Raw genomic sequence first — 18,378 nt, forward strand, 5'->3', positions numbered from 1 at the left:
CGCGGCCAGAGGGGAGGGGGAACGGGCGGGCCGTCGCTGCGCTCGGCCTTGGGGGGATCGCTTCACTGCGTTCGCTCCACCTGCTGTCCCTTGTCAGATCATCGGTGTTACTGCGCCATCCATCGCCACGATCGCGCCTGTCACATAGCTTGCCTTCGGCGACGCCAGGAAGAGCACGGTGTTGGCGACTTCCTCGGGCGTCGCGATGCGGCCCAGCGGCAGGCGTGCGGTGGCGCGCTCCAGCGCTTCGTCGGTGTCGATGCCCTGCAGTTTCGCGTCAGCCTTCATCCCCTCCTGCAACCGCGCGGTCAGCGTGAGGCCGGGGTTCACGGCGTTCACGCGCACGCCCTTCGCGGCGTAGGCGGCGGCCATGCCGGCGCTCACGAGCATGAGCGCGGCGTTGGCGGCGCCGCCGGCCATGTGCACGGGGCTGGCGACCTTGCCGCCCTGGCCGATGACGTTGACGATGGCGCCGCGGCCGCGCGTGCCCATGCGCTTCACGACCGGGTCGATCATGTGGATGTAGGTGAAGTACTTGGCGTCCATCGCGTCGTGCCACGCAGCGGGTGTGAGCTCATCGGGCGGGGTGCGGCGCGCGGCGCCTGCCGAGTTGACGAGCACGTCGACAGGGCCGAAGGCCTGCTCGGCGGCGTCGAGTGCTGCGACGGCGCTGGCGGGGTTCTTGAGGTCGGCGGCGTGCAGGCTGACGCGGCCTTCGGCTTGCGGGAACGCGGCGATCAGTGACTGCTGGCCCTGCTGCAGGTTCTGCAGGTCGCGCGAGACCAGGCTCACGCGCGCGCCTTCGCGCAGGAAGCCCAGCGCGCAGGCCAGGCCGATGCCCTTGCTGCCGCCGGTGATGAGAACGTGCTGGTCCTGGAGCTGGAGGTCCATGTCGGGGGTCCTTGGAAGAAGGTGAATCTGTCTGCGGCGCTGCCGCCGCGCGATTGAATCACCGCCCCGAAACCCCTGCAGCGCCGCGGCCGAAAAGGCCGCGTCGGTTGCCTCTGCGCGTCAGGCCTTGCGGCGCTTTGCTGGCGCTTCTTCTTCCAGCGCGGCCGGCGCGGTGTCGGTGGCGTCGCGCAGCTGGCCGTGGTGGTCGTGGTGCGCCAGCAGCTGGCGCGTGCGCTGCCAGGTCGACAGGCGCGCGGGCGCGACTTCGATGTACGACGCCAGCGCGAACAGCGACGACTGCTCCTTTTCCGGCGGCGTCTCGCTGCGGTGCTGGCGGCGGCGCAGCGGGCCCATGATCAGCATCGAGGCGAGGATCACGCCGATGACGATGGCGTACAGGCCCAGCAGCTGAAGCACCTCGGGCTGGGAGCGCGCGCCCATCACGTAGGGCCAGGCGTACCAGATGGCGCAGAACCAGATCGCGACGGTGATCGCGGGGCGCAGCACGCGCAGCCACAGGTACATGGCCAGGGTGCGTGCCGGCGAGCGGCCGTTGCCGAAGGCGTGCAGCGGGATGCGCGCGGCGTCGATGATGGGTTCGTCCACCGCGGGTTGGCCCCACGAACGGGTGCGGGGCGGCGGGGCTTCGTGCAGCGCCGGCGAAGAGAGCGGGTTCTCAGGATGCATCGGAAGAAACTCCTCGGTCAGGGCTCGTCCACACCGCGCGCTTGCCGCGACGACGCATCAGAGCGTTGGGAAGGGCGACCACCGTGGTGGCCATCGTGATCGTCCAGAACGCGATCGGGTACCAGATCGTTCCGGCGAAATAGCGCATGAGGTCGCGGTCGTAGCGACGGTCGATCCACAGGCTCAGCAGCATCTGCAGGATGCAGGTCATGGCCAGCAGCGTGCCCTGCCAGTGCGGCAGGAGCGCCGAATGCCAGGCCGACTCGTGCGGCAGGAAGGGGCGGATGAAGCTGATCAGCAGCACCAGCGCCATCGCATAGGCCCACACCACGCTCACCATGTACTCGCTGTAGATGAGCCACAGGCGCCAGCTGCGCAGGCGCAGGATGGACGGCGTGATGCGCAGCATGGTCTGGATGCCGCCGACGGCCCAGCGCAGGCGCTGCTTCCACAGGCCGCGCAGGGTCTCGGGCATGAGGATCCAGCACAGCGCGCGCGGTTCGAAGCGCAGGCGCCAGCCGGCGAGCTGGAGCTTCCAGCTCATGTCGATGTCCTCGGTGAGCACGTCGGGGCTCCAGAAGCCGACCTCGAGCACGGCGCGGCGGCGGAACATGGCGAGCACACCCGACACCGTGAAGAGCGTGCCGATGAGCTGCTGCGAGCGCTTGATGAGGCCGATGATCGACGAGAACTCGCCCACCTGCATGCGCCCCAGCAGCGTGGTGCGCGTGCGGATGCGCGGGTTGCCGGTGACGGCGCCGATGCGCTCCGAGGCCAGCATGCGCTTGAGCATCCAGGCGATGGCGTTGGGGTCGACCAGCGCGTCGCCGTCGATGCCCAGGATGTACTCGCCGCGCGCCAGCTGGCAGGCGGTGTTCAGGCCCACGGCCTTGCCCTGGTTGCTGGCGTTGTGGATCACGCGCAGGCGGCTGAACTCCTGCGTCATCTCGTCGAGCAGCTCGCCGGTGCCGTCGGTACTGCCGTCGTTGACGGCGATCACCTCGTAGTTCGGGTAGCGCGTGCGCATCAGCTGCTCGATCACTTCGCGCAGGTGCGGCGCCTCGTTGAAGCAGGGCACCACCACGGTCACGAGCGGCTGCGAGGGCAGCAGCGGCAGCGGGTCGACCTCGACGTCGCGCTTGCGCTCGAACGACCACGCGTGCGAGAGGCCGCCCGCGATCCACACCCACGCCATGAAGAACGGGTAGTAGAAGACGAAGCCGAAGAGCACCGGCGGAATCAGGTCCACCAGCATCTGGAGCGTGTTCATCGGGACTTCCCTCCTTCAGGTGGCAGCGTGGCGGCGTCGTGGTTGCGCCGGGGGGCGCGCGACAGCAGCGAACGCACCGAGATCGCGCGGCGCACGGTCTCCAGCGAGGGCTGGTTGTTCAGGAAGTCGTCGGGGTAGTAGCCCAGGTGGCGCACGCCGGCGCGCTGCAGCAGAGTCCACTGGCGCGTGAGCTCGGCGTCGGGCACGGGCTTGCCGGTGCGCCAGTCGCGTGCCTGCAGCTCGAACACGGTGCGGTCCAGGCCGTGCGGCGTGGCGGCCGCGCGCTGCGCCAGGCGGCCCAGCCAGGCGTCGCTGTCGGCCGGGGTGCGGGCCTCCTGCTCCATGCGCGGCATGGCCATCAGGCCGACGTAGTCGTAGGCGGCAAGCGAGGCTTCATAGTTTTGGGCAAACCATTGCTCGGCCGCGGGTTCGAGCACCGGCCGCGCGTAGAGGTTGCGCGCCGTTTCCAGCGCGGGGCGCCAGGTGCCGACGCGCGCCGCGAGTTCGTGCGTGAAGTCGATCAGGTAGCGGGTCTTGGCGGCGGTCCAGCGGGCCATGAGCGCGGGGTCGGCGCGCAGCGCGGCCACGTCGGCCGGCAGGCCCCAGCGGCGGTAGGTGTCGAGCGCGGCGGGGCTGGCGTCCTCGTCGTCCGAGAGCATGGCGTCGTCGTGGAACAGCAGGCCTTCGAAGAAGGTGTGGCGGCCCAGGTCTTCGTACAGGTCGCCGACCAGCGTGCGCACGGCCGAGTCGAAGGGCGAGAGCCGGTGGTAGCGGTCGGCCGGCGCGTCGCCCTTGAGCGTGCGCACCGTGTGCGTGGCCAGCGGGTTCGACGCCGGCAGCCGGTAGGCGGTGACGGGCATCCAGGCGTAGACCTTCACGCCGGTGCGGCTGCGCAGCTGCCAGGCGGCGCGGGCGAACAGGTCGGCGCGCATCGGCAGGTGGCGGTTGGGAAAGTACAGCGCGTCGGCCACGCCGTCGCCGTCGGGGTCGGCATAGGCCTGCAGGAACACCGAGCGCGGGCGCACGGCGGCCACGCGCTCGATCAGCGCCGAGAGGTTGCGCTCCTGCTGGGCCGGGTCGGCGTCGTACACGTAGTCCAGGTCGACGTGCATCACGCGGTTGATCGGGCGCACCTCGCCGCCCACGGGGCTGCGCAGCATCTGCACGTAGTCGGGCGCCTCGTTGTCGTAGGCGGCCAGCGCGCGGCGGATGCGGCTGAGCGGAATCTCCTTCGTGTTCGCGCCGTCGTCGAGCGTGAAGGTGATCGGCATGCCCACGCGCGCCGAGGCCTCCAGCGCGGGCGTGTTGTAGGCGCCGTAGGGCCACACGGTGGCGCGCACCTTGGCGCCGGTGCGCTTTTCGATCAGCTCGCGGCTGCGGCGCAGGTCGGTCTCGATGCGGCGCAGGTAGGCGGCGTCGTCCTCGTAGCGGCCGGTCGTCGGGTCGTAGCGGTGCGTGGCCGCGGCGGGCAGCATGTTGCCTTGCGGGTTGGCCTGGATGCCGGTGTGCATCGCGTCGGTGTGGCTGGCGAACTCGACCAGCGGCGAGCGCGCCATCTCGGCGGCTTCGCGCCACAGCAGGAAGTTCTCGCGCGGCGCGGGCTTGTCGCCCCAGTGCACGGGCTGGCCTTCAGGCACCTCGAGCCAGCTCGTCACCAGCGCGAACAGCGCGGGGTAGTTGAAGCGCTGCAGCAGCGGGAACACGTGTGTGTAGGCGCTGCGGTAGCCGTCGTCGAAGGTCAGCAGCACGGGCTGCGAGGGCAACGGCTTGCCGCCGCTGCGCGCATCGATGATCTGCTGCAGGCTGACCGGGTGGTAGCCGCTGTGGCGCAGCCAGGCGAACACTTCGGCGAGCGTGCGCTCGTCGATGGCGGTTTCGTCGGGCGAGGTCTCGAAGCTGGCGCGCACGTTGGGGCGCACGTCGTGGAACGAGATCACGCGGAAGTCGACGCCGTTGTCGGGGTCGGCGGGCAGCACCGGCGCCGCGAGCGCAGGCAAGGCCGCCGCCAGCAGCAGCCCGAGCAGGGCCGCGCGCAGCCGAAGGAAGAAGGTGGGGGCTTGCATCACGGACATCACTGCAGGGGCATCGAAAGGTTCAGGAACACGCCGCGCTGTTTTTCGCGCACGCCGTCGTAGGGGTGGCTGCCGAAGGTCAGGCCGTAGCGCAGCGTGAGCTTCTGGCCCAGGGCCCAGCGGTGCTCGTAGCGCAGGTTCCACAGCGGGCCGCTGCCGAAACCGGCCTGCTGGTAGCTGCCGCCGCCGAGCTCCAGCACCTGGAAGAACTGGCGGTCGTCGCTTTTCCAGGTGAGCCACTGGCCGCGCACCGACAGCTGCGCGCTGGCGTCGCGCGAGGGGCTGAAGTAGCGCACGTCCTGCAGGCGGCTGCGGCTGGCATCGACGCCCAGCCGCGTCTCGATCTGGAAGCGCGGCGTGCTGACCCAGCGCTCGCGCCAACCGAAGTCGAGGCCGTCGCGCAGGTTGCCGTCGCTGAAGTCGAGGCGGCGCCATTGCAGGTCGAAGCGGCGCGACTCGTTGACGACGTAGGCCGCGCTGGCGCCGAACTCGCGCGCGCCGATGGCCTGTGCGCCGAAGGGCACGGCGCGGGCCTTCCAGGGAAGCTCCTTGCTGTCGCCGTCGTAGGTGGCCGACAGGCGCCAGGCGTCGCTCGCGCGGTAGTCGACGCGGCCGGCCACGCTGTTGCGGTAGCGCCCGCTGTTCGCATGCTGCAGCACGCCTTCGGCCAGCCAGCGGCCTTGCTGCCAGCTCGCGCCGAGGCCGCCGCGCGCCCACTGGGCCGTGCCCTCGGAGGTGTAGCCGCGGCCCAGCGTCTGCGCATAGAACACGCGCCACGCATCGCCGATGAGGCCGGAGCTGAGCCGGCTGTCGACGCGCCATTCGCGGCTGGCCAGCGTGCCGCCGCCGCGCGAACCTTCGGCATCGATCTCGAGCTGCGGGCCGACCAGCGAGCGGCGCTTGCGCGCCATCTCGCGCACTTCGGCGGCGTCGGGCGCATCGGCCTCGAGCGACTCGGCACGGATGCGGGCCGCGCGGAATTCGTCGGCGTCGAGCAGCGCCTCGACATGGCCGGTGCGCACGCTCAGGTCGTCGGGGTGGTCGGCGCTCAGCGCCTCGAAGCGCGCCACGGCCGCCTCGGGGTGCTCGCGCAGCCGCTCGGTGAGGGCAGCGCCGTAGGCGTAGCCCGCATTGAGCGGGGCTTCCTGCGTGAGCGTGTTGAAGCGCGGCTGCGCGATCTTCGGGCGGTCGCCGTACAGCTGCAACAGCGCGCCCAGGCCGCTGACTTCGGAGAACTGGTCGTTGGGGCGGCCGGCTTCCGGCGCCAGCCGCATCAGCACGGGCGTGGCGCTTTCGATGCGCTGGAGCAGCGCCTCGGCGTCGTCGAAGCGGCCGGTGTCCAGGTAGGCGTAGACCAGGCCGAAGTGCAGGCTGTCGGGCATCGGCAGGTCGACGACCGCCTTCTCGAACAGCGGCACGGCATCGGCCGAGCGGCGCTCCTGCGCCAGCGCGCGGGCGGCGGTGCCCAGCGCGTAGGGCGGCAGCGCGGTGCCGTCGGCACGCAGGCTGTCGTACAGCGCGATGGTGTCGGCGGGGCGGCCGCGCTCCAGCAGCGCCATCATGCGGTCGGACTGCAGCCGCATGCGCAGCGTGCGCCAGGTGTCGGCGTCTTGCGGGGCGGGCTGCGCGAGCGCGGCGTCGACCCGGGCCAGCGCGCCACTCTGGGCGGCCAGCACCTTGTCGAGGTCGGTGACACGCGCCGCGCCCAGGCGCTGGTCGCGCGCCTTCACGGCCCAGCGCAGTTGCTGCGCCAGCGCCTGTTGTTCGAGCAGCGCGAGCGTCAGCGGCGCGAGGCTGCCGGGCTGCTTGCGTTCGGCCGCCTGCGCGTCCTCGAATGCAGCGGTGGCACCGCCGTACTCGGCCAGCAGGAAGTCGGCGTCGCGCTGCGCATCGCGGCGCGCGGGCTGCAGCGCGGTGATCTCGCCGTAGGCCGTGAGCGCCTGGAAGGGCTGGCCCTGCGCACGCGCCAGTGCGGCGCGCAGGTCGAGCAGCGCGACGCGGTCGGCGACCTCGGTGGGCGCGGGCTGTGCGAGTGCGCGGTAGAGGGTTTGCGCGCCCGCCGTGTCGCCGCTGGCCAGCCGCCAGAAGGCTTCATGGATGCGCGGTTCGCGGGCCGCCGGCTGGCGCGCGCGCCAGACCTTGACGGTGTCGCCTTGCAGGGCGATGTCGCCCGTGCGCCGCGCGGCGCCGGCCAGCGGGCCGAGCGCGTAATCGCCCAGCGCGTCCGGCGGCACCTGGCGGCCCACGGCCACCGCGTCGGCGAACTGGCCGTCGGCCACCGCGATCGCGATGGCGTCGGACGCCACGCGCCGGCGCTGCTCGTCGGCCAGGGGCGCTGCCAGCCATTGGCGCAGCTGTTGCAGGGCTTGGGCCGGCGCGATGCGGCCGGCGCGGCGCGCGACGATGAGGGCGTCGTGCTGCGAGGCGTCATACGCCAGCGCGCTGCCCAGGGGGGCGGCCGGCGAGGGCGCGACAGTGGACTCCGCGTACGCGGTGCTGCTTCCGAAGACCAGCACGCACACGATCGGCGGCAAACCCCGCACGGCTCGTGCGAGATGGTGAGGCAATGCCTTGAAGGGCGCGACTTTGCGCCCGGCAACGACGGTGCCTCCATTTTTTTGTGGATGGATGGACACGCTACTCCCTTTTGCGTGAACTCTCCTGGGCCGTGACAAGCCGTGGCGGAAAGTTCGTGAAAAGGGACTCTAGGCCAATTTGTAAACAATAGGACCGAACATCGGGAAAGATGAGAACTAATCGTGAACAGATTCGCGATCAATTCATCCGATGTTGGCAAGTTGTATGCAAGTGTTGCCCCATGCGTCGCCCATGGCCCCGTCCTAAGATCGCGGCATGAACGCACTTCCGGTCTCTTCGCCCCGTTGGCCCCGTTTCTGGTCCCAGTTGACGACGCGCGACTTCGCCGCGCTCGACGCGGCGACCACGGTGGCGGTGCTGCCGCTGGGCGCGACCGAGCAGCACGGCCCGCACCTGCCGCTGGGCGTGGACACCGTGCTGGCCGACGGCATCGTGGCCGCCGCGCTGCCGCTGCTGCAGCCGGAACTGCCGGCGCTGTTCCTGCCGACCCAGCAGATCGGCCTGAGCCCCGAGCACGCACGCTTTGCGGGCACGCTCACCTTCTCGGCCGAGACGCTGATCCGCATGTGGAACGAGATCGGCGCGGGCGTGGCGCGCGCCGGCGTGAAGAAGCTGGTGCTGTTCAACGCCCACGGCGGCCATGTGGGCGCGATGGACATCGTGGCGCGCGAGCTGCGTGCCGCGCACGGCCTGATCGTCTACAGCGTGAGCTGGTTCAACCTGCCGCTGGGCGATGCGAACGCGCAGTTCAGCGCCCGGGAGCACCGCTTCGGCGTGCATGCGGGCGAGATCGAGACCTCGATGATGCTGGCGCTGACGCCCGCGCGCGTGCGCATGGACGAGGCGAAGGATTTCAGTTCCACCTCGGAGCAGCGCGCGGCCGACTGCGCGATCCTCGGCAACGGCAAGAGTGCCAAGCTCGGCTGGGCCATGGAGGACTACAACGCGCAGGGCGCTGCCGGTAACGCCGCAGCGGCCACGGCAGCGAAGGGTCAGGCGGTGATCGATGCGGCCGCGCAGCAGTTGGCCTTGCTGCTGGCCGAGGTGTCCCAGCTGCCGTTGAGCACGGCGAACACAGGGCCGCTGCCCTGAGGGCGGATCAGGCGCTGCGCCCCAGCACCCCGGCGAACATGTCCGCATCGACATTGCCGCCGCTCAGCGCAACGCCCACCGTCTTGCCGTGCCAGCGCTCCTTTTGCTGAAGCGCCCCCGCCAACGCGGCAGCCCCCGCGCCTTCGGCCACGTTGTGCGTGTCGCTGAAAAGCACGCGCATGGCTTCGGCCACCTCGTCGTCGGTGACGGTGATCACGTCGTCGGCCTCGCGCAGGATCACCTCCAGCGACTCGGGCACCGGCGTGCGGCAGGCCATGCCGTCGGCCAGCCGCGTGGTGGCGGGCGACTCGACCGCACGGCGCGCGCGGAATGAATCGCGGTAGGCCGTGGCATGCGCCGACACCACGCCGATGAGCTTCGTCGACACGCCGCAGTGCGCGCGCGCCGCGGCCGCGCCGGCAAAGCCGGAGCCCAGGCCGATGGGCACGAACAGCACGTCGGGCGGTGAAGCTTTCAGTGCGCTGAAGAACTCGACATACGCGGTCGACACGCCGCGCACCAGCTCGCGATGGAACGAGGGCACGCGGTGCAGCGCGTCGCGTTCCGCCAGCACCGCCGCGTGTTCGGCGGCCGCTTGAAAGTCGTCGCCATGTTCGACCAGCGTCACGCCGAGCGCGCGCATCGCCGCGTTCTTCTCGCGCGAATTGCCGTGCGGCACCACGATGGTCGCGGCCAGCCCGTGGCGCTGCGAGGCAAAGCCGACCGACTGGCCGTGGTTGCCGCGCGTGGCGCTGATCACATGGCGCACGGCGGGCTGCTCGCGCGCGAGGGTCTCGAAGTAGGTCAGGCCGCCGCGGATCTTGAAGGCGCCGACCGGCGTGTGGTTCTCGTGCTTGGCCCAGACCGTGGCGCCCAGGCGCTGCGACAGCTGCGGCCAGGTGTACTGGGGCGTGGGCGGCATGGCCGCATGCACGGTGCGCTGCGCGGCTTCGATCTCTTCGCGGGTGAATCGCATCGACGTCCTTCGGGTTGCTTACTTGCGTTCGGTGAGCGCCACGCGCACGGCCAGCGCGGCCAGCACGCTGCCCATGATGTAGCGCTGCGCGCGCAGCCAGCCCGCGCTCTGCGACAGCACGGCCGTGATGCTCGCGGCGCCGACGATCATCACGGTGTTGACCAGCGCGCTGCTCGCCATCTGCGCCATGCCCAGCTGCAGGCTCTGCAGCAGCACCGAGCCGCGCTCGGGGTGGATGAACTGCGGGAAGAACGACAGGTAGAACATCGCCACCTTCGGGTTCAGCAGGTTCGTGAGAAAGCCCATGCGAAACAGCTTGGCCGGCGGATCGGCGGGCAGCGCGCGGGCCTCGAAGGGCGCGTTGCCGCCGGGCTTGACCGCCTGCCACGCGAGCCACATCAGGTAGGCCGCGCCGGCGAAGCGGATCGCGTCGAACGCGACCGGCACCGCCAGCAGCAGCGCCGTGAGGCCCAGCGCCGCGGCAAACAGGTGCACCAGGAAGGCCATCAGCACGCCGCCCAGCGAGATGAGCCCCGCGCGGCGGCCCTGGATCAGCGTGCGCGACACGCAATAGATCATGTTCGGCCCCGGCGTCAGCGCCAGCAGCAGCGAGGCGAGGGCGAACCAGGCGATTTCGGTCAGGGTGAGCATGAGAGTCAGAGTCCTTGCGATTCGAGGGTGACGGGGCCGCGCGGCGTGTCGAGCACGGCGACGAGGTTGGGCGGGCCGGCATCGACCGGCAGGCTGCCCATGCCGATGGCCGTGAGCGCGGCCGACAGCGCCGGCGCGCGCGGATGCGCCACGCGCAGTGAACGCAGCGCCAGGCCCGAGGCGGGCATGGCGTCGGTGGGGTGCACCGCGCCCCACTGGATCAGCGTGGGCAGCGCGCCGTAGAACAGGCGCTGGCCGTCGTCGCGCACCGTGATCTGCCACTCGAGCCGGCCGGCCGGCGTGTCGCGCGAGGCTTCGAGCAGGTGGCCGCGGTCGATGTGCGCATGCTCCTCGCGTGCGAGTGCCTGCGTGGCGGCGTGCGCATCGGGCACGCGCGCCACGAAGTGAATGAGGCGCGGGCCGCGCTGCGCGAGCGCGGCCTGCAGCGCGGCGTCGTCGAGGTCGAACCAGCGGTGCGTCTTCGGCCGCGAGGGCGCCTTGCCGGGCTCGATCGCGATGATCTCGGCATAGGCGCTAGGGAACGCGGCGCTCGCGATGTTCAGCAGCCGGTTGTGCGTGCCCATGAGCGGGTGCACGCCGCCCGGCGCGGGCGTGACGCCGAGCGTGGCCTCGCACCACGCCACGCCCTCGGCCAGCGAGGCGGCGGCGATCACCAGGTGGTCGACTTCGGCGGGGTGCATGGTGTGGCTTTCGTTCAGAGCGTGACGTGGCCGTCGACGCAGGTCACGGCATCGCCGCCGACCCAGATCGTGCCGTCGCTGTCGCGCTCGATGTGCACGCGGCCCGCGCGGCCCAGGCACTGGCCTTGCGCGCCCAGGTAGCGCTCGGGCATGTGGCCGTCGGCGATCAGCCATTCGGCCAGGCTGGCGTTGAGGCTGCCGGTGACCGGGTCTTCCTGCACGCCGATGGGCTCGGCGAAGGCGCGCACCTCGAGGTCGATCTTGGCGCCGTCGTCGTTCGGCGTGGCGGGGCGGTTGCCGAAGGCGCGCGCCTCGCGGTTCGAACGGCCGATGAGCAGCGAGGTGTCGTGCGCCGAGGGCACGCCCGCCACGCCGGCCTTCACGCCCAGTTCCTTCAGCGCGCGGTGGTCGGGCTGCAGCGCCAGCACGGCGTCGGCGTCGTTCAGCAGCAGGCCGAACCACACCGGGCCGTTGTCGAGCACCTGCGCCGCGATGACCTGCTGCGCCTTCAGGCCCAGAGCGCCGGCCACCTTGGCCAGCAGCGCGGGGCTCGGGGCGCTGCGCTTGAGCGGCGGCGCGGCAAAGGCCAGGCGCTCGCCGTCGCGCCGCAGTGGCACCAGGCCGGCGCCGCACTGCTGCACCACGCGGCCCGCCACCTTGGGCTTGCCGCCGGCCTGCAGCCACGCATGGCAGCTGCCGATGGTCGGGTGGCCGGCAAAGGGCAACTCGCCGCCGGGCGTGAAGATGCGCACGCGGTAGTCGGCGCCCGGGTCGGTCGGCGGCAGCAGGAAGGTGGTCTCCGACAGGTTGGTCCATTGCGCGAAGCGCTGCATGGCGGCGTCGTCCAGGTCCTGGCCGTCGATCACCACCGCGAGCGGGTTGCCGTAGTAGGCGGTGGCGGTGAAGACGTCGACTTGCTTGAAGGGGCGGGATTTCATCAGGGTCATTCGAGGGAAAGGTCGAGCACGCCGCGCGTGCCCGGGCGGGAAAGCAGGTCGGCGTACCAGCGCTCGACGTTGGGCCAGGCCGGCCGGCGGTACTCGGCACCGGGCAGGCCGAACCAGCGGTGCGCTTCGCAGCCGATCGGGATGTCGGCCATGGTGAAGCGCTCGCCGGCCATGTAGGGGCGCTGCGCGAGGTGCGCGTCGAGCATGGCGAACAGCGCCTCGCTCTCGCGCACCGACGCGTCGATCAGCGCGGGCTGGCGCTCCGAGGGCGGCGTGCGCACCCATTGCACGAAGGCGTCGCGGCTGGCGCGGTTGAGCGTGGTCTGCTGCCAGTCCATCCAGCGCTCGGCGTCGAAGCGCGCGGGCAGCTCGCTCGGGTAGAGCGTGCCGTGCGAGTAGCGGGCGCACAGGTAGCGCACGATGACGTTCGACTCCCACAGCGTGACGCGCTCGGCGCCTTCGCCGTCGTCGATGGTGGGCACCATGGCGTTCGGGTTGAGCGCGCGGTATTCGGGCGTCTGCACCACGCCGAATTTGCCGCCGGCCTCGGTGCGCTGGAAGTCGAGCCCGAGCTCCTGCGCGCACCACACGACCTTGCGCACGTTGATCGAACTGATGCGGCCCCAGATGTTGAGCATGTGTTCAGTGTCCTTGTGCGGAGAGGGCGCCGGCCGTGGCCGGCTGCTGCGCCTGCAGGTACGGTTCGATGTTGCGCATCGCGCGCGCCACGTAGTCGTCTTTCTCGCCGACCGGCGCGACGTAGTGCAGCGCGCTCTTCGCGGCCTCCAGGCCTTCGGTGCGCGCGATGAGCCAGGCCGCGAGGTAAGGCGCCGAGAAGCACCCGCCCGCGGTGGCCACGTTGCCCTGCGCGAAGAAAGGCTGGTTGAGCACCTCGACGCCGGCTTCCTGCACCCAGGGCTTGGTCGTGAGGTCGGTGCAGGCCGGCACCGCGCCCAGCAGGCCGAGCTTGGCCAGCAGCAGCGTGCCCGAGCATTGCGCACCGATGAGCTGGCGCGACGGGTCGAGCCCGCGCAGCACGCCCATCAGGCCCGCATCGGCGGCGATCTCGCGCGTGCGGATGCCGCTGCCGACGATCACCGCGCCCGCCTCGCAGGCCGCTTCGAGCGTCGCGGTGGCATGCACCGTGACGCCGTTCATCGAGGTCACGGTGGCGCTGGGCGAGGCCAGCGTCACGCGCCAGCCCGGCTTCTTCACGCGGTTGAGCACACCGAGCGCGACCAGCGAGTCGAGCTCGTTGAAGCCGTCGAAGGTGAGGATGGCGATGTGCATCGTCGTCGGCCTTGTCAGGCGTGGGCGGGGGCCAGCAGCGCCAGCTCTTCGCGCAGCGTGACGGCCAGCGCGGCGATGGCGGTGTCGATCTCCTCGACGCTGGCGGTCACGAACGACAGGCGCAGCGTGCGCGGATCGCCTTCGCCCGCGTAGAACGGCGCGCCGGGCACGAATGCCACGTTGCGCTCCACGGCCTTGGGCAGCAGGGTCACGGTGTCGATGCCCTCGGGCAGGCGCGCCCACAGGAACATGCCGCCCTTGGGGGCGTTGAACTTCACGTCGAGGCCGGCCATCTCGCGGTGCAGCGCGGCGATCATGGCGTCGCGCTGGCGCTTGTACAGCGCGCGGATGGTGGGCACGTGGCGGTCGAGGAAGCCGTCCTTCATCACGGCCGAGACCATGCGCTGCGTGAAGATCGGCGTGTGCAGGTCGACCGCCTGCTTGGCCTGCAGCAGCTTGGGGAAGATGGCCTTCGGCGCCACCAGGAAGCCCAGGCGCAGGCCCGGGGCCAGCACCTTGGAGAACGAGCCCAGGTAGATCACGCCCTCGGGGTTGCGCGCGGCCAGCGGCAGCGGCGGGGCTTCGTCGAACCAGAGCTCGCCGTAGGGGTTGTCCTCGACGATCGGCAGGTTCGCGGCGGCTGCGGCCGCGGAGACCGCGGCGCGGCGCGCCTCGGTCATGGTGCGGCCGGTGGGGTTCTGGAAGTTGGGCAGCAGGTAGACGAAGCGCGCGTCGGCCGCCTTGCTCACGAGGTCGTCGACGATCACGCCCTCGTCGTCGCTGGCCACGCCCACGGGGTGCGGCTCCATCGGGCCGAAGGCCTGCAGCGCGCCCAGGTAGGTGGGCGTCTCGACCAGCACCTTGCTGCCCGGATCGATCAGCACCTTGGCCACGAGATCGAGGCCCTGCTGCGAACCGGTGGTGATGAGCACCTGCGAAGCGTCGACGTCCCAGGGCAGCATGTCGGCCACGGCCTGGCGCAGCGGCGCATAGCCTTCGCTGGCGGCGTACTGCAGCGCGGCCTGGCCGTCGTTGTGCAGCACTTCGGCGCAGGCGTCGGCGAACTCCTGGATCGGGAAGGTCTTGGGCGAAGGCAGGCCGCCGGCCAGGCTGATGATGCCGGGGCGCTCGGTGACCTTGAGGATTTCACGCAGCACCGAAGGATTCATCTTGGCGGCGCGGGCGGCGAGTTTCCAGTTCATGGGAGGCTTTCTTCTTTCTGGCGAATGAGAGGTGAGTCTGAGTGTGTCGTCAGGATGGCGGGATGTCGCCACGGTGCACGACATGGATTTTGTTGCCGTCCGGGTCGCGCAGGTAGGCGCCGTAATAGCCCTGCCCGTAGCGGGGGCGGGGGCCGGGCGCGCCTTCGTCGCGGCCACCGTGGCGCAGGGCCGCCTCGTGGGCGGCATGAACGGCCTGCGGCGAGGGCGCGCAGAACGCGACCATGCTGCCGTTGCCGGCGCTGGCGGGTTCGCCGTCCAGCGGGATGTACACGTAAAAGCGCGGGAGCGTCTGGCCCGGCGCGATCCAGCAGGCGGCATCGGGGCCGCCGTCGGGCGTCACGGGGCGGCGGATGAGGCCGAGCGGCGTCAGTATCGCGTCGTAGAAGGCGGCGGCGCGCGGCAGGTCGGTGCAGCCGACGGTGACATGGCTGAACAGCGTCATGGTGGTCAGCTCCTGGCCTGCGGCTCGGCGCCGCGTGGAACAGCGGCAGGCGCCGCCGGTTGCGACAACCGCTTGCCCGCGACCACCGTGGCGACCACGGCGGCGGCGAAGCCCAGCGTCACCAGGTCGAGCGGCTCGCCCAGCAGCGGGATCGACGCGAGGATCGACAGGAACGGCTGCAGCAACTGCGTCTGGCTCACGCGCAGCGCGCCGCCCAGGGCCAGGCCGCGGTACCACGCGAAGAAGCCGATCCACATCGAGAACATGCCCACGTAGGTGAAGCCGACCCAGGCCGAGGCGGCCACGGGCTGCTGCGGCCACAGGGCGATGGTGGCGGGCAGCGTCACGGGCAGTGCCATCACGCAGACCCAGCAGATCACGCGCTCGGCGCCCAGCGACGGCGTGACCTGCGCGCCGTAGATGTAGCCGACCGAGGCCGCGACCACCGCACCGACCAGCAGCAGGTCGGCCCATTCGAAACCGAAGCCGTGGCCGCTCTGCTGCGCGCGCAGCACCGAGAACACCACCACCAGCAGGCTGCCCGCGATGGCGCAGAGCCAGAAGCCCAGCCGCGCGCGCTGGTGCAGCACCCAGGCCGCGACCGCGGCCGTGACCAGTGGCAGCAGCGCCGTCACCACCGCCGCATGGCTGGCCGTGACCACGCGCAGCGCAAAGGCCAGCAGCAGCGGAAAGCCGATGCAGTTGCCCAGCACCGCCATGCCCAGCGGCTTCCACTGGTGCGCCGCCGGGCGCGGTGAGCGCGTGACCAGCAGGAAGATGGCCGACAGCACGCCCGCCAGCGCCGCGCGCCCGAGCGTGACGAACCACGGCGACAGCTGCGGCGCCTCTTGCGTACCCGTGGCCAGCCGCGTCATCGGCAGCGTGATGGCGAACAGCGCCACGCCGACCACCCCGAGCCACATGCCCAGCGTTTCGTCCTTGATGGCGAGCTTCATACGCCCACCATCCACCAGGCCGTCAAGACCAGGATCAGGCCCATCGCACGGTTGAACCACAGCAGGCGCCGGCCCTTGGCCAGCCACTCGCGCAGCAGTGCGCCGACCAGTGCATAGGCGAAGTTGCTGGTGAAGGCGTAGGTCAGCATCACGGGCGCGACGATGGCGAAGCGCGCGAGCGCGTCGGGCTGGCCGGCGATCCAGCCCGCCACCAGCGTGAGCGCCAGCAGCCAGGCCTTGATGTTCACGAACTGCAGCATCACGCCCTGCCCGAAGCCGACCGAGAGGCGGGCGTTGTCGGCCTTGCCGAGCTGGGCGCTGCCGCTGAGCTTGTAGGCCAGCCACAGCAGGTAGGCGATGCCCAGGCCCTTGATCGCCAGGCGCAGCGGCGGCATGGCCACCACCAGCGCGCCGAGGCCGGCCGCGCAGATCGCCAGCAGCAAGGTCCAGCCGACCGGCACCGCGACCACGAAGCGCATGGCGCGTGGTAGGCCGCCGTTGGCCGCCAGGGCGGTGGAGAGCGTGGTGTTGGGGCCGGGCGAGAAGCTCATCGCCGTGGCCAGCACCAGCAGCGCGGTGAATTCTTGCCAGTTCATGTCACAGACTCTAAACTTTGGACCATTACAGTTCCAGTACAGATGATCGAACAAATCTGAAATCTGTATTGGTCATTCCTTCGACACACGCCGCCCTTTTCTCGCTCTCTGTGCGATGCAGCCCGATCCGATGCTGACCCGAACCTCCACCCAGTCCCTGACCGGGCAGCTGGCCGACCGCCTCGCCGAGCGCATCCGCAACCGGCTGCTGGCCCCCGGCGCGCGCCTGCCCTCGGTGCGCGAATGCGCGCGCCAGCAGGGCGTGAGCCCGTACACCGTGGTCGCCGCGTACGACCAGCTGCTCGCGCAGGGCCTGGTCGAGGCGCGCCGCCAGCGCGGCTTCTACGTGCGCGACGCGGCGCCGGCGCCCGAGGGGTCGCGCAACCCGGCGCATGCCGTGCCCGAGGTCTCGCCGATGATGGCCTCGCGCGTGCCGGCCGACGCCAGCTCGCTGATCCGCAGCATGTTCCACCGCCCGAGCGACAAGCCGCAGCCGGGCATGGGCGTGTTCCCGCCCGACTGGATGGCCTCGACCTTCCTGGCGACCGCGGTGCGCCGCGTGACCACCACGTCGGCGCTGCAGGAACTGTCGCTGCAGTACGGCGAGCCCTCGGGCGACCTCGCGCTGCGCCGCAGCCTGTCGCAGAAGCTGGTGCGCATCAACGTGCCGGCCGGGCCCGACCAGATCGTCACCACCATCGGCGCCACGCACGCGCTGGACATCGTGAGCCGCACGCTGTTGCGCGCGGGCGATCCGGTGATGGTCGAGGAACCCGGCTGGGCGCTGGAGTTCGCACGGCTCGAGGCGCTGGGCATGCGCATCCTGCCGGTGCCGCGCCGCGCCGACGGGCCCGACCTCGACGTGATGGCGCAGTACTGCAAGCTGCACAGCCCCAAGCTCTTCGTCAGCGTGAGCGTGCTGCACAACCCGACCGGCTACAGCCTCACGCCGGGCAGCGCGCACCGCGTGCTCAAGCTGGCCAACGAGCACGACTTCCACATCGTCGAGGACGACACCTACAGCCACCTCGCGCCCGAGCACGCCACGCGCCTGAGTGCGCTCGACGGGCTGCAGCGCACCATCTACGTCAGCGGCTTCGCGAAGATCCTGGCGCCCAACTGGCGCATCGGCTTCCTGGCCGCCTCGCCCGCGCTGAAGGAGCGGCTTCTGGAGACCAAGCTGCTGGCCACGCTGACTTCGCCCACGCTGTTCGAGCGGGCGTTGTCGTGGTGCATCGACCAGGGCCAGCTGCGCCGCCATTCGGAGCGCGTGCGCATCCGCCTGGACGGCGCGCGCGGCCGTGCGGTGAAGCTGGCCATGTCGCACGGCTGCACCTTCGCCTCGGAGCCGGCGGGGCTGTTCGGCTGGGTCGACACGGGCGTGGACACCGACGCGCTCACGCAACGCATGCTCGACCAGGGCTACCTGCTGGCGCCGGGCTCGCTGTTCCACGCGCGCCGCCCGCCGAGCACGATGATGCGGATCAACTTCGCGACCTCGCAGGACGCGAATTTCTGGAAGGTTTTCAGCCGGGTCAGGGACGAGCTCTGATTCGCTGGCAAGGGGCTTGGAGTAAGCTGGCAACACAAGAAAACCCAGCCAGGAGACCTCCCGCATGAGCAACGCCAGCAAACCCTTCGACTTCAGCCAGTTCGTCCCCGGATTCGACTTCCTGAAGAACCTCGCCGGCGGTGCCGCCGCGGGCTCCGGCTCGGTGCCCGGCATCCCCAGCCTGGCGAGTTGGGTCGCGCCGACCATGAGCGTCGAAGAGGTCGACAAGCGCATCCAGGAACTCAAGACGGTCCAGTACTGGCTCGAACAGAACGGCCACGCGCTCAAGGCGACCATCCAGGCGCTCGAAGTGCAGAAGATGACGCTGTCGACCCTGCGCGGCATGAACGTGCGGATGGAAGACATCGCCAGCGCGTTCACCAAGCAGGCCGCGGCGATGGCGCCTGCACCGGCTCCCGCCCCGGCCCCCGCAC

General features: G+C 70.9%; 18 protein-coding genes. 3 read left to right on the top strand and 15 right to left on the bottom strand.

Going from position 1 to position 18,378, the window contains the following annotated elements:
- Positions 1-93: 93 nt before the first annotated feature.
- The 5 genes from AC07YS_RS30605 to pgaA form a co-directional block, all read right to left on the bottom strand.
- Positions 94-891 carry an SDR family oxidoreductase gene (locus AC07YS_RS30605; RefSeq protein ID WP_139701504.1) on the bottom strand — a complete coding sequence of 266 codons (798 nt, stop codon included), beginning with the start codon at positions 889-891 and terminating at the stop codon, positions 94-96.
- Positions 892-1,011: 120 nt separating this feature from the next.
- Complete coding sequence (locus AC07YS_RS30610; protein ID WP_095743490.1) at positions 1,012-1,578, bottom strand: PgaD family protein; 567 nt, start codon at positions 1,576-1,578, stop codon at positions 1,012-1,014.
- Entirely contained in the window at positions 1,568-2,848 is a 1,281-nt protein-coding gene (gene pgaC / locus AC07YS_RS30615; RefSeq protein WP_495270128.1) for a poly-beta-1,6-N-acetyl-D-glucosamine synthase, read from the bottom strand. The genes AC07YS_RS30610 and pgaC overlap by 11 nt, the downstream gene beginning before the upstream one ends.
- Positions 2,845-4,911, bottom strand: a complete 2,067-nt coding sequence (gene pgaB / locus AC07YS_RS30620; protein ID WP_495270127.1) for a poly-beta-1,6-N-acetyl-D-glucosamine N-deacetylase PgaB — start codon at positions 4,909-4,911, stop codon at positions 2,845-2,847. Before pgaB ends, pgaC begins: the two co-directional genes overlap by 4 nt.
- 8 nt (positions 4,912-4,919) lie before the next feature.
- The gene (pgaA, locus tag AC07YS_RS30625) at positions 4,920-7,436 is read right to left on the bottom strand and encodes a poly-beta-1,6 N-acetyl-D-glucosamine export porin PgaA (protein ID WP_495273806.1); all 2,517 of its coding nucleotides are present in this window, start codon (positions 7,434-7,436) and stop codon (positions 4,920-4,922) included.
- A gap of 337 nt (positions 7,437-7,773) precedes the next feature.
- On the opposite strand from pgaA, the gene AC07YS_RS30630 reads away from it, so the two are divergent.
- Positions 7,774-8,610 carry a creatininase family protein gene (locus tag AC07YS_RS30630; RefSeq protein WP_495270125.1) on the top strand — a complete coding sequence of 279 codons (837 nt, stop codon included), beginning with the start codon at positions 7,774-7,776 and terminating at the stop codon, positions 8,608-8,610.
- A 7-nt stretch (positions 8,611-8,617) separates the two neighbouring features.
- On the opposite strand, the gene AC07YS_RS30635 is transcribed toward AC07YS_RS30630, so the two are convergent.
- Genes AC07YS_RS30635 through AC07YS_RS30680 form a run of 10 tightly spaced genes read right to left on the bottom strand, consistent with a single transcriptional unit; the run spans position 8,618 to position 16,392 of the window.
- Positions 8,618-9,586: a threonine dehydratase gene (locus tag AC07YS_RS30635; protein ID WP_095743494.1), complete on the bottom strand. Its 969-nt coding sequence runs from the start codon at positions 9,584-9,586 to the stop codon at positions 8,618-8,620.
- Between the two features lie 18 nt (positions 9,587-9,604).
- Positions 9,605-10,237 carry a LysE family translocator gene (locus AC07YS_RS30640; protein WP_062480600.1) on the bottom strand — a complete coding sequence of 211 codons (633 nt, stop codon included), beginning with the start codon at positions 10,235-10,237 and terminating at the stop codon, positions 9,605-9,607.
- A gap of 5 nt (positions 10,238-10,242) precedes the next feature.
- The gene (locus AC07YS_RS30645; RefSeq protein ID WP_495270124.1) at positions 10,243-10,938 is read right to left on the bottom strand and encodes a VOC family protein; all 696 of its coding nucleotides are present in this window, start codon (positions 10,936-10,938) and stop codon (positions 10,243-10,245) included.
- Between the two features lie 14 nt (positions 10,939-10,952).
- Complete coding sequence (locus AC07YS_RS30650) at positions 10,953-11,876, bottom strand: PhzF family phenazine biosynthesis protein (protein ID WP_495270123.1); 924 nt, start codon at positions 11,874-11,876, stop codon at positions 10,953-10,955.
- A 5-nt stretch (positions 11,877-11,881) separates the two neighbouring features.
- Positions 11,882-12,523, bottom strand: coding sequence for a glutathione S-transferase family protein (locus AC07YS_RS30655; RefSeq protein ID WP_495270122.1), 642 nt, complete (start codon positions 12,521-12,523; stop codon positions 11,882-11,884).
- Between the two features lie 4 nt (positions 12,524-12,527).
- Complete coding sequence (locus tag AC07YS_RS30660) at positions 12,528-13,175, bottom strand: DJ-1/PfpI family protein (protein ID WP_495270121.1); 648 nt, start codon at positions 13,173-13,175, stop codon at positions 12,528-12,530.
- A gap of 14 nt (positions 13,176-13,189) precedes the next feature.
- Positions 13,190-14,377, bottom strand: a complete 1,188-nt coding sequence (locus AC07YS_RS30665; RefSeq protein ID WP_062471189.1) for an aminotransferase-like domain-containing protein — start codon at positions 14,375-14,377, stop codon at positions 13,190-13,192.
- A gap of 49 nt (positions 14,378-14,426) precedes the next feature.
- Positions 14,427-14,834 (bottom strand): VOC family protein, encoded by a 408-nt coding sequence (locus AC07YS_RS30670; protein ID WP_495270129.1) that lies wholly within the window; start codon positions 14,832-14,834, stop codon positions 14,427-14,429.
- A gap of 11 nt (positions 14,835-14,845) precedes the next feature.
- The gene (locus AC07YS_RS30675; RefSeq protein WP_070060270.1) at positions 14,846-15,796 is read right to left on the bottom strand and encodes a DMT family transporter; all 951 of its coding nucleotides are present in this window, start codon (positions 15,794-15,796) and stop codon (positions 14,846-14,848) included.
- Positions 15,793-16,392 (bottom strand): LysE family translocator, encoded by a 600-nt coding sequence (locus AC07YS_RS30680; protein WP_139701497.1) that lies wholly within the window; start codon positions 16,390-16,392, stop codon positions 15,793-15,795. Before AC07YS_RS30680 ends, AC07YS_RS30675 begins: the two co-directional genes overlap by 4 nt.
- Before the next feature lie 130 nt (positions 16,393-16,522).
- On the opposite strand from AC07YS_RS30680, the gene AC07YS_RS30685 reads away from it, so the two are divergent.
- Both AC07YS_RS30685 and AC07YS_RS30690 read left to right on the top strand, forming a co-directional pair.
- The gene (locus AC07YS_RS30685; protein WP_307635988.1) at positions 16,523-17,944 is read left to right on the top strand and encodes an aminotransferase-like domain-containing protein; all 1,422 of its coding nucleotides are present in this window, start codon (positions 16,523-16,525) and stop codon (positions 17,942-17,944) included.
- A gap of 64 nt (positions 17,945-18,008) precedes the next feature.
- Positions 18,009-18,378, top strand: a 370-nt coding sequence (locus AC07YS_RS30690) for a PhaM family polyhydroxyalkanoate granule multifunctional regulatory protein (RefSeq protein ID WP_495270120.1), incomplete at its 3' end; no start/stop codon positions are given.

The sequence above is a fragment of the Variovorax sp. GW458-11-26-14-LB1 genome, assembly GCF_059423965.1.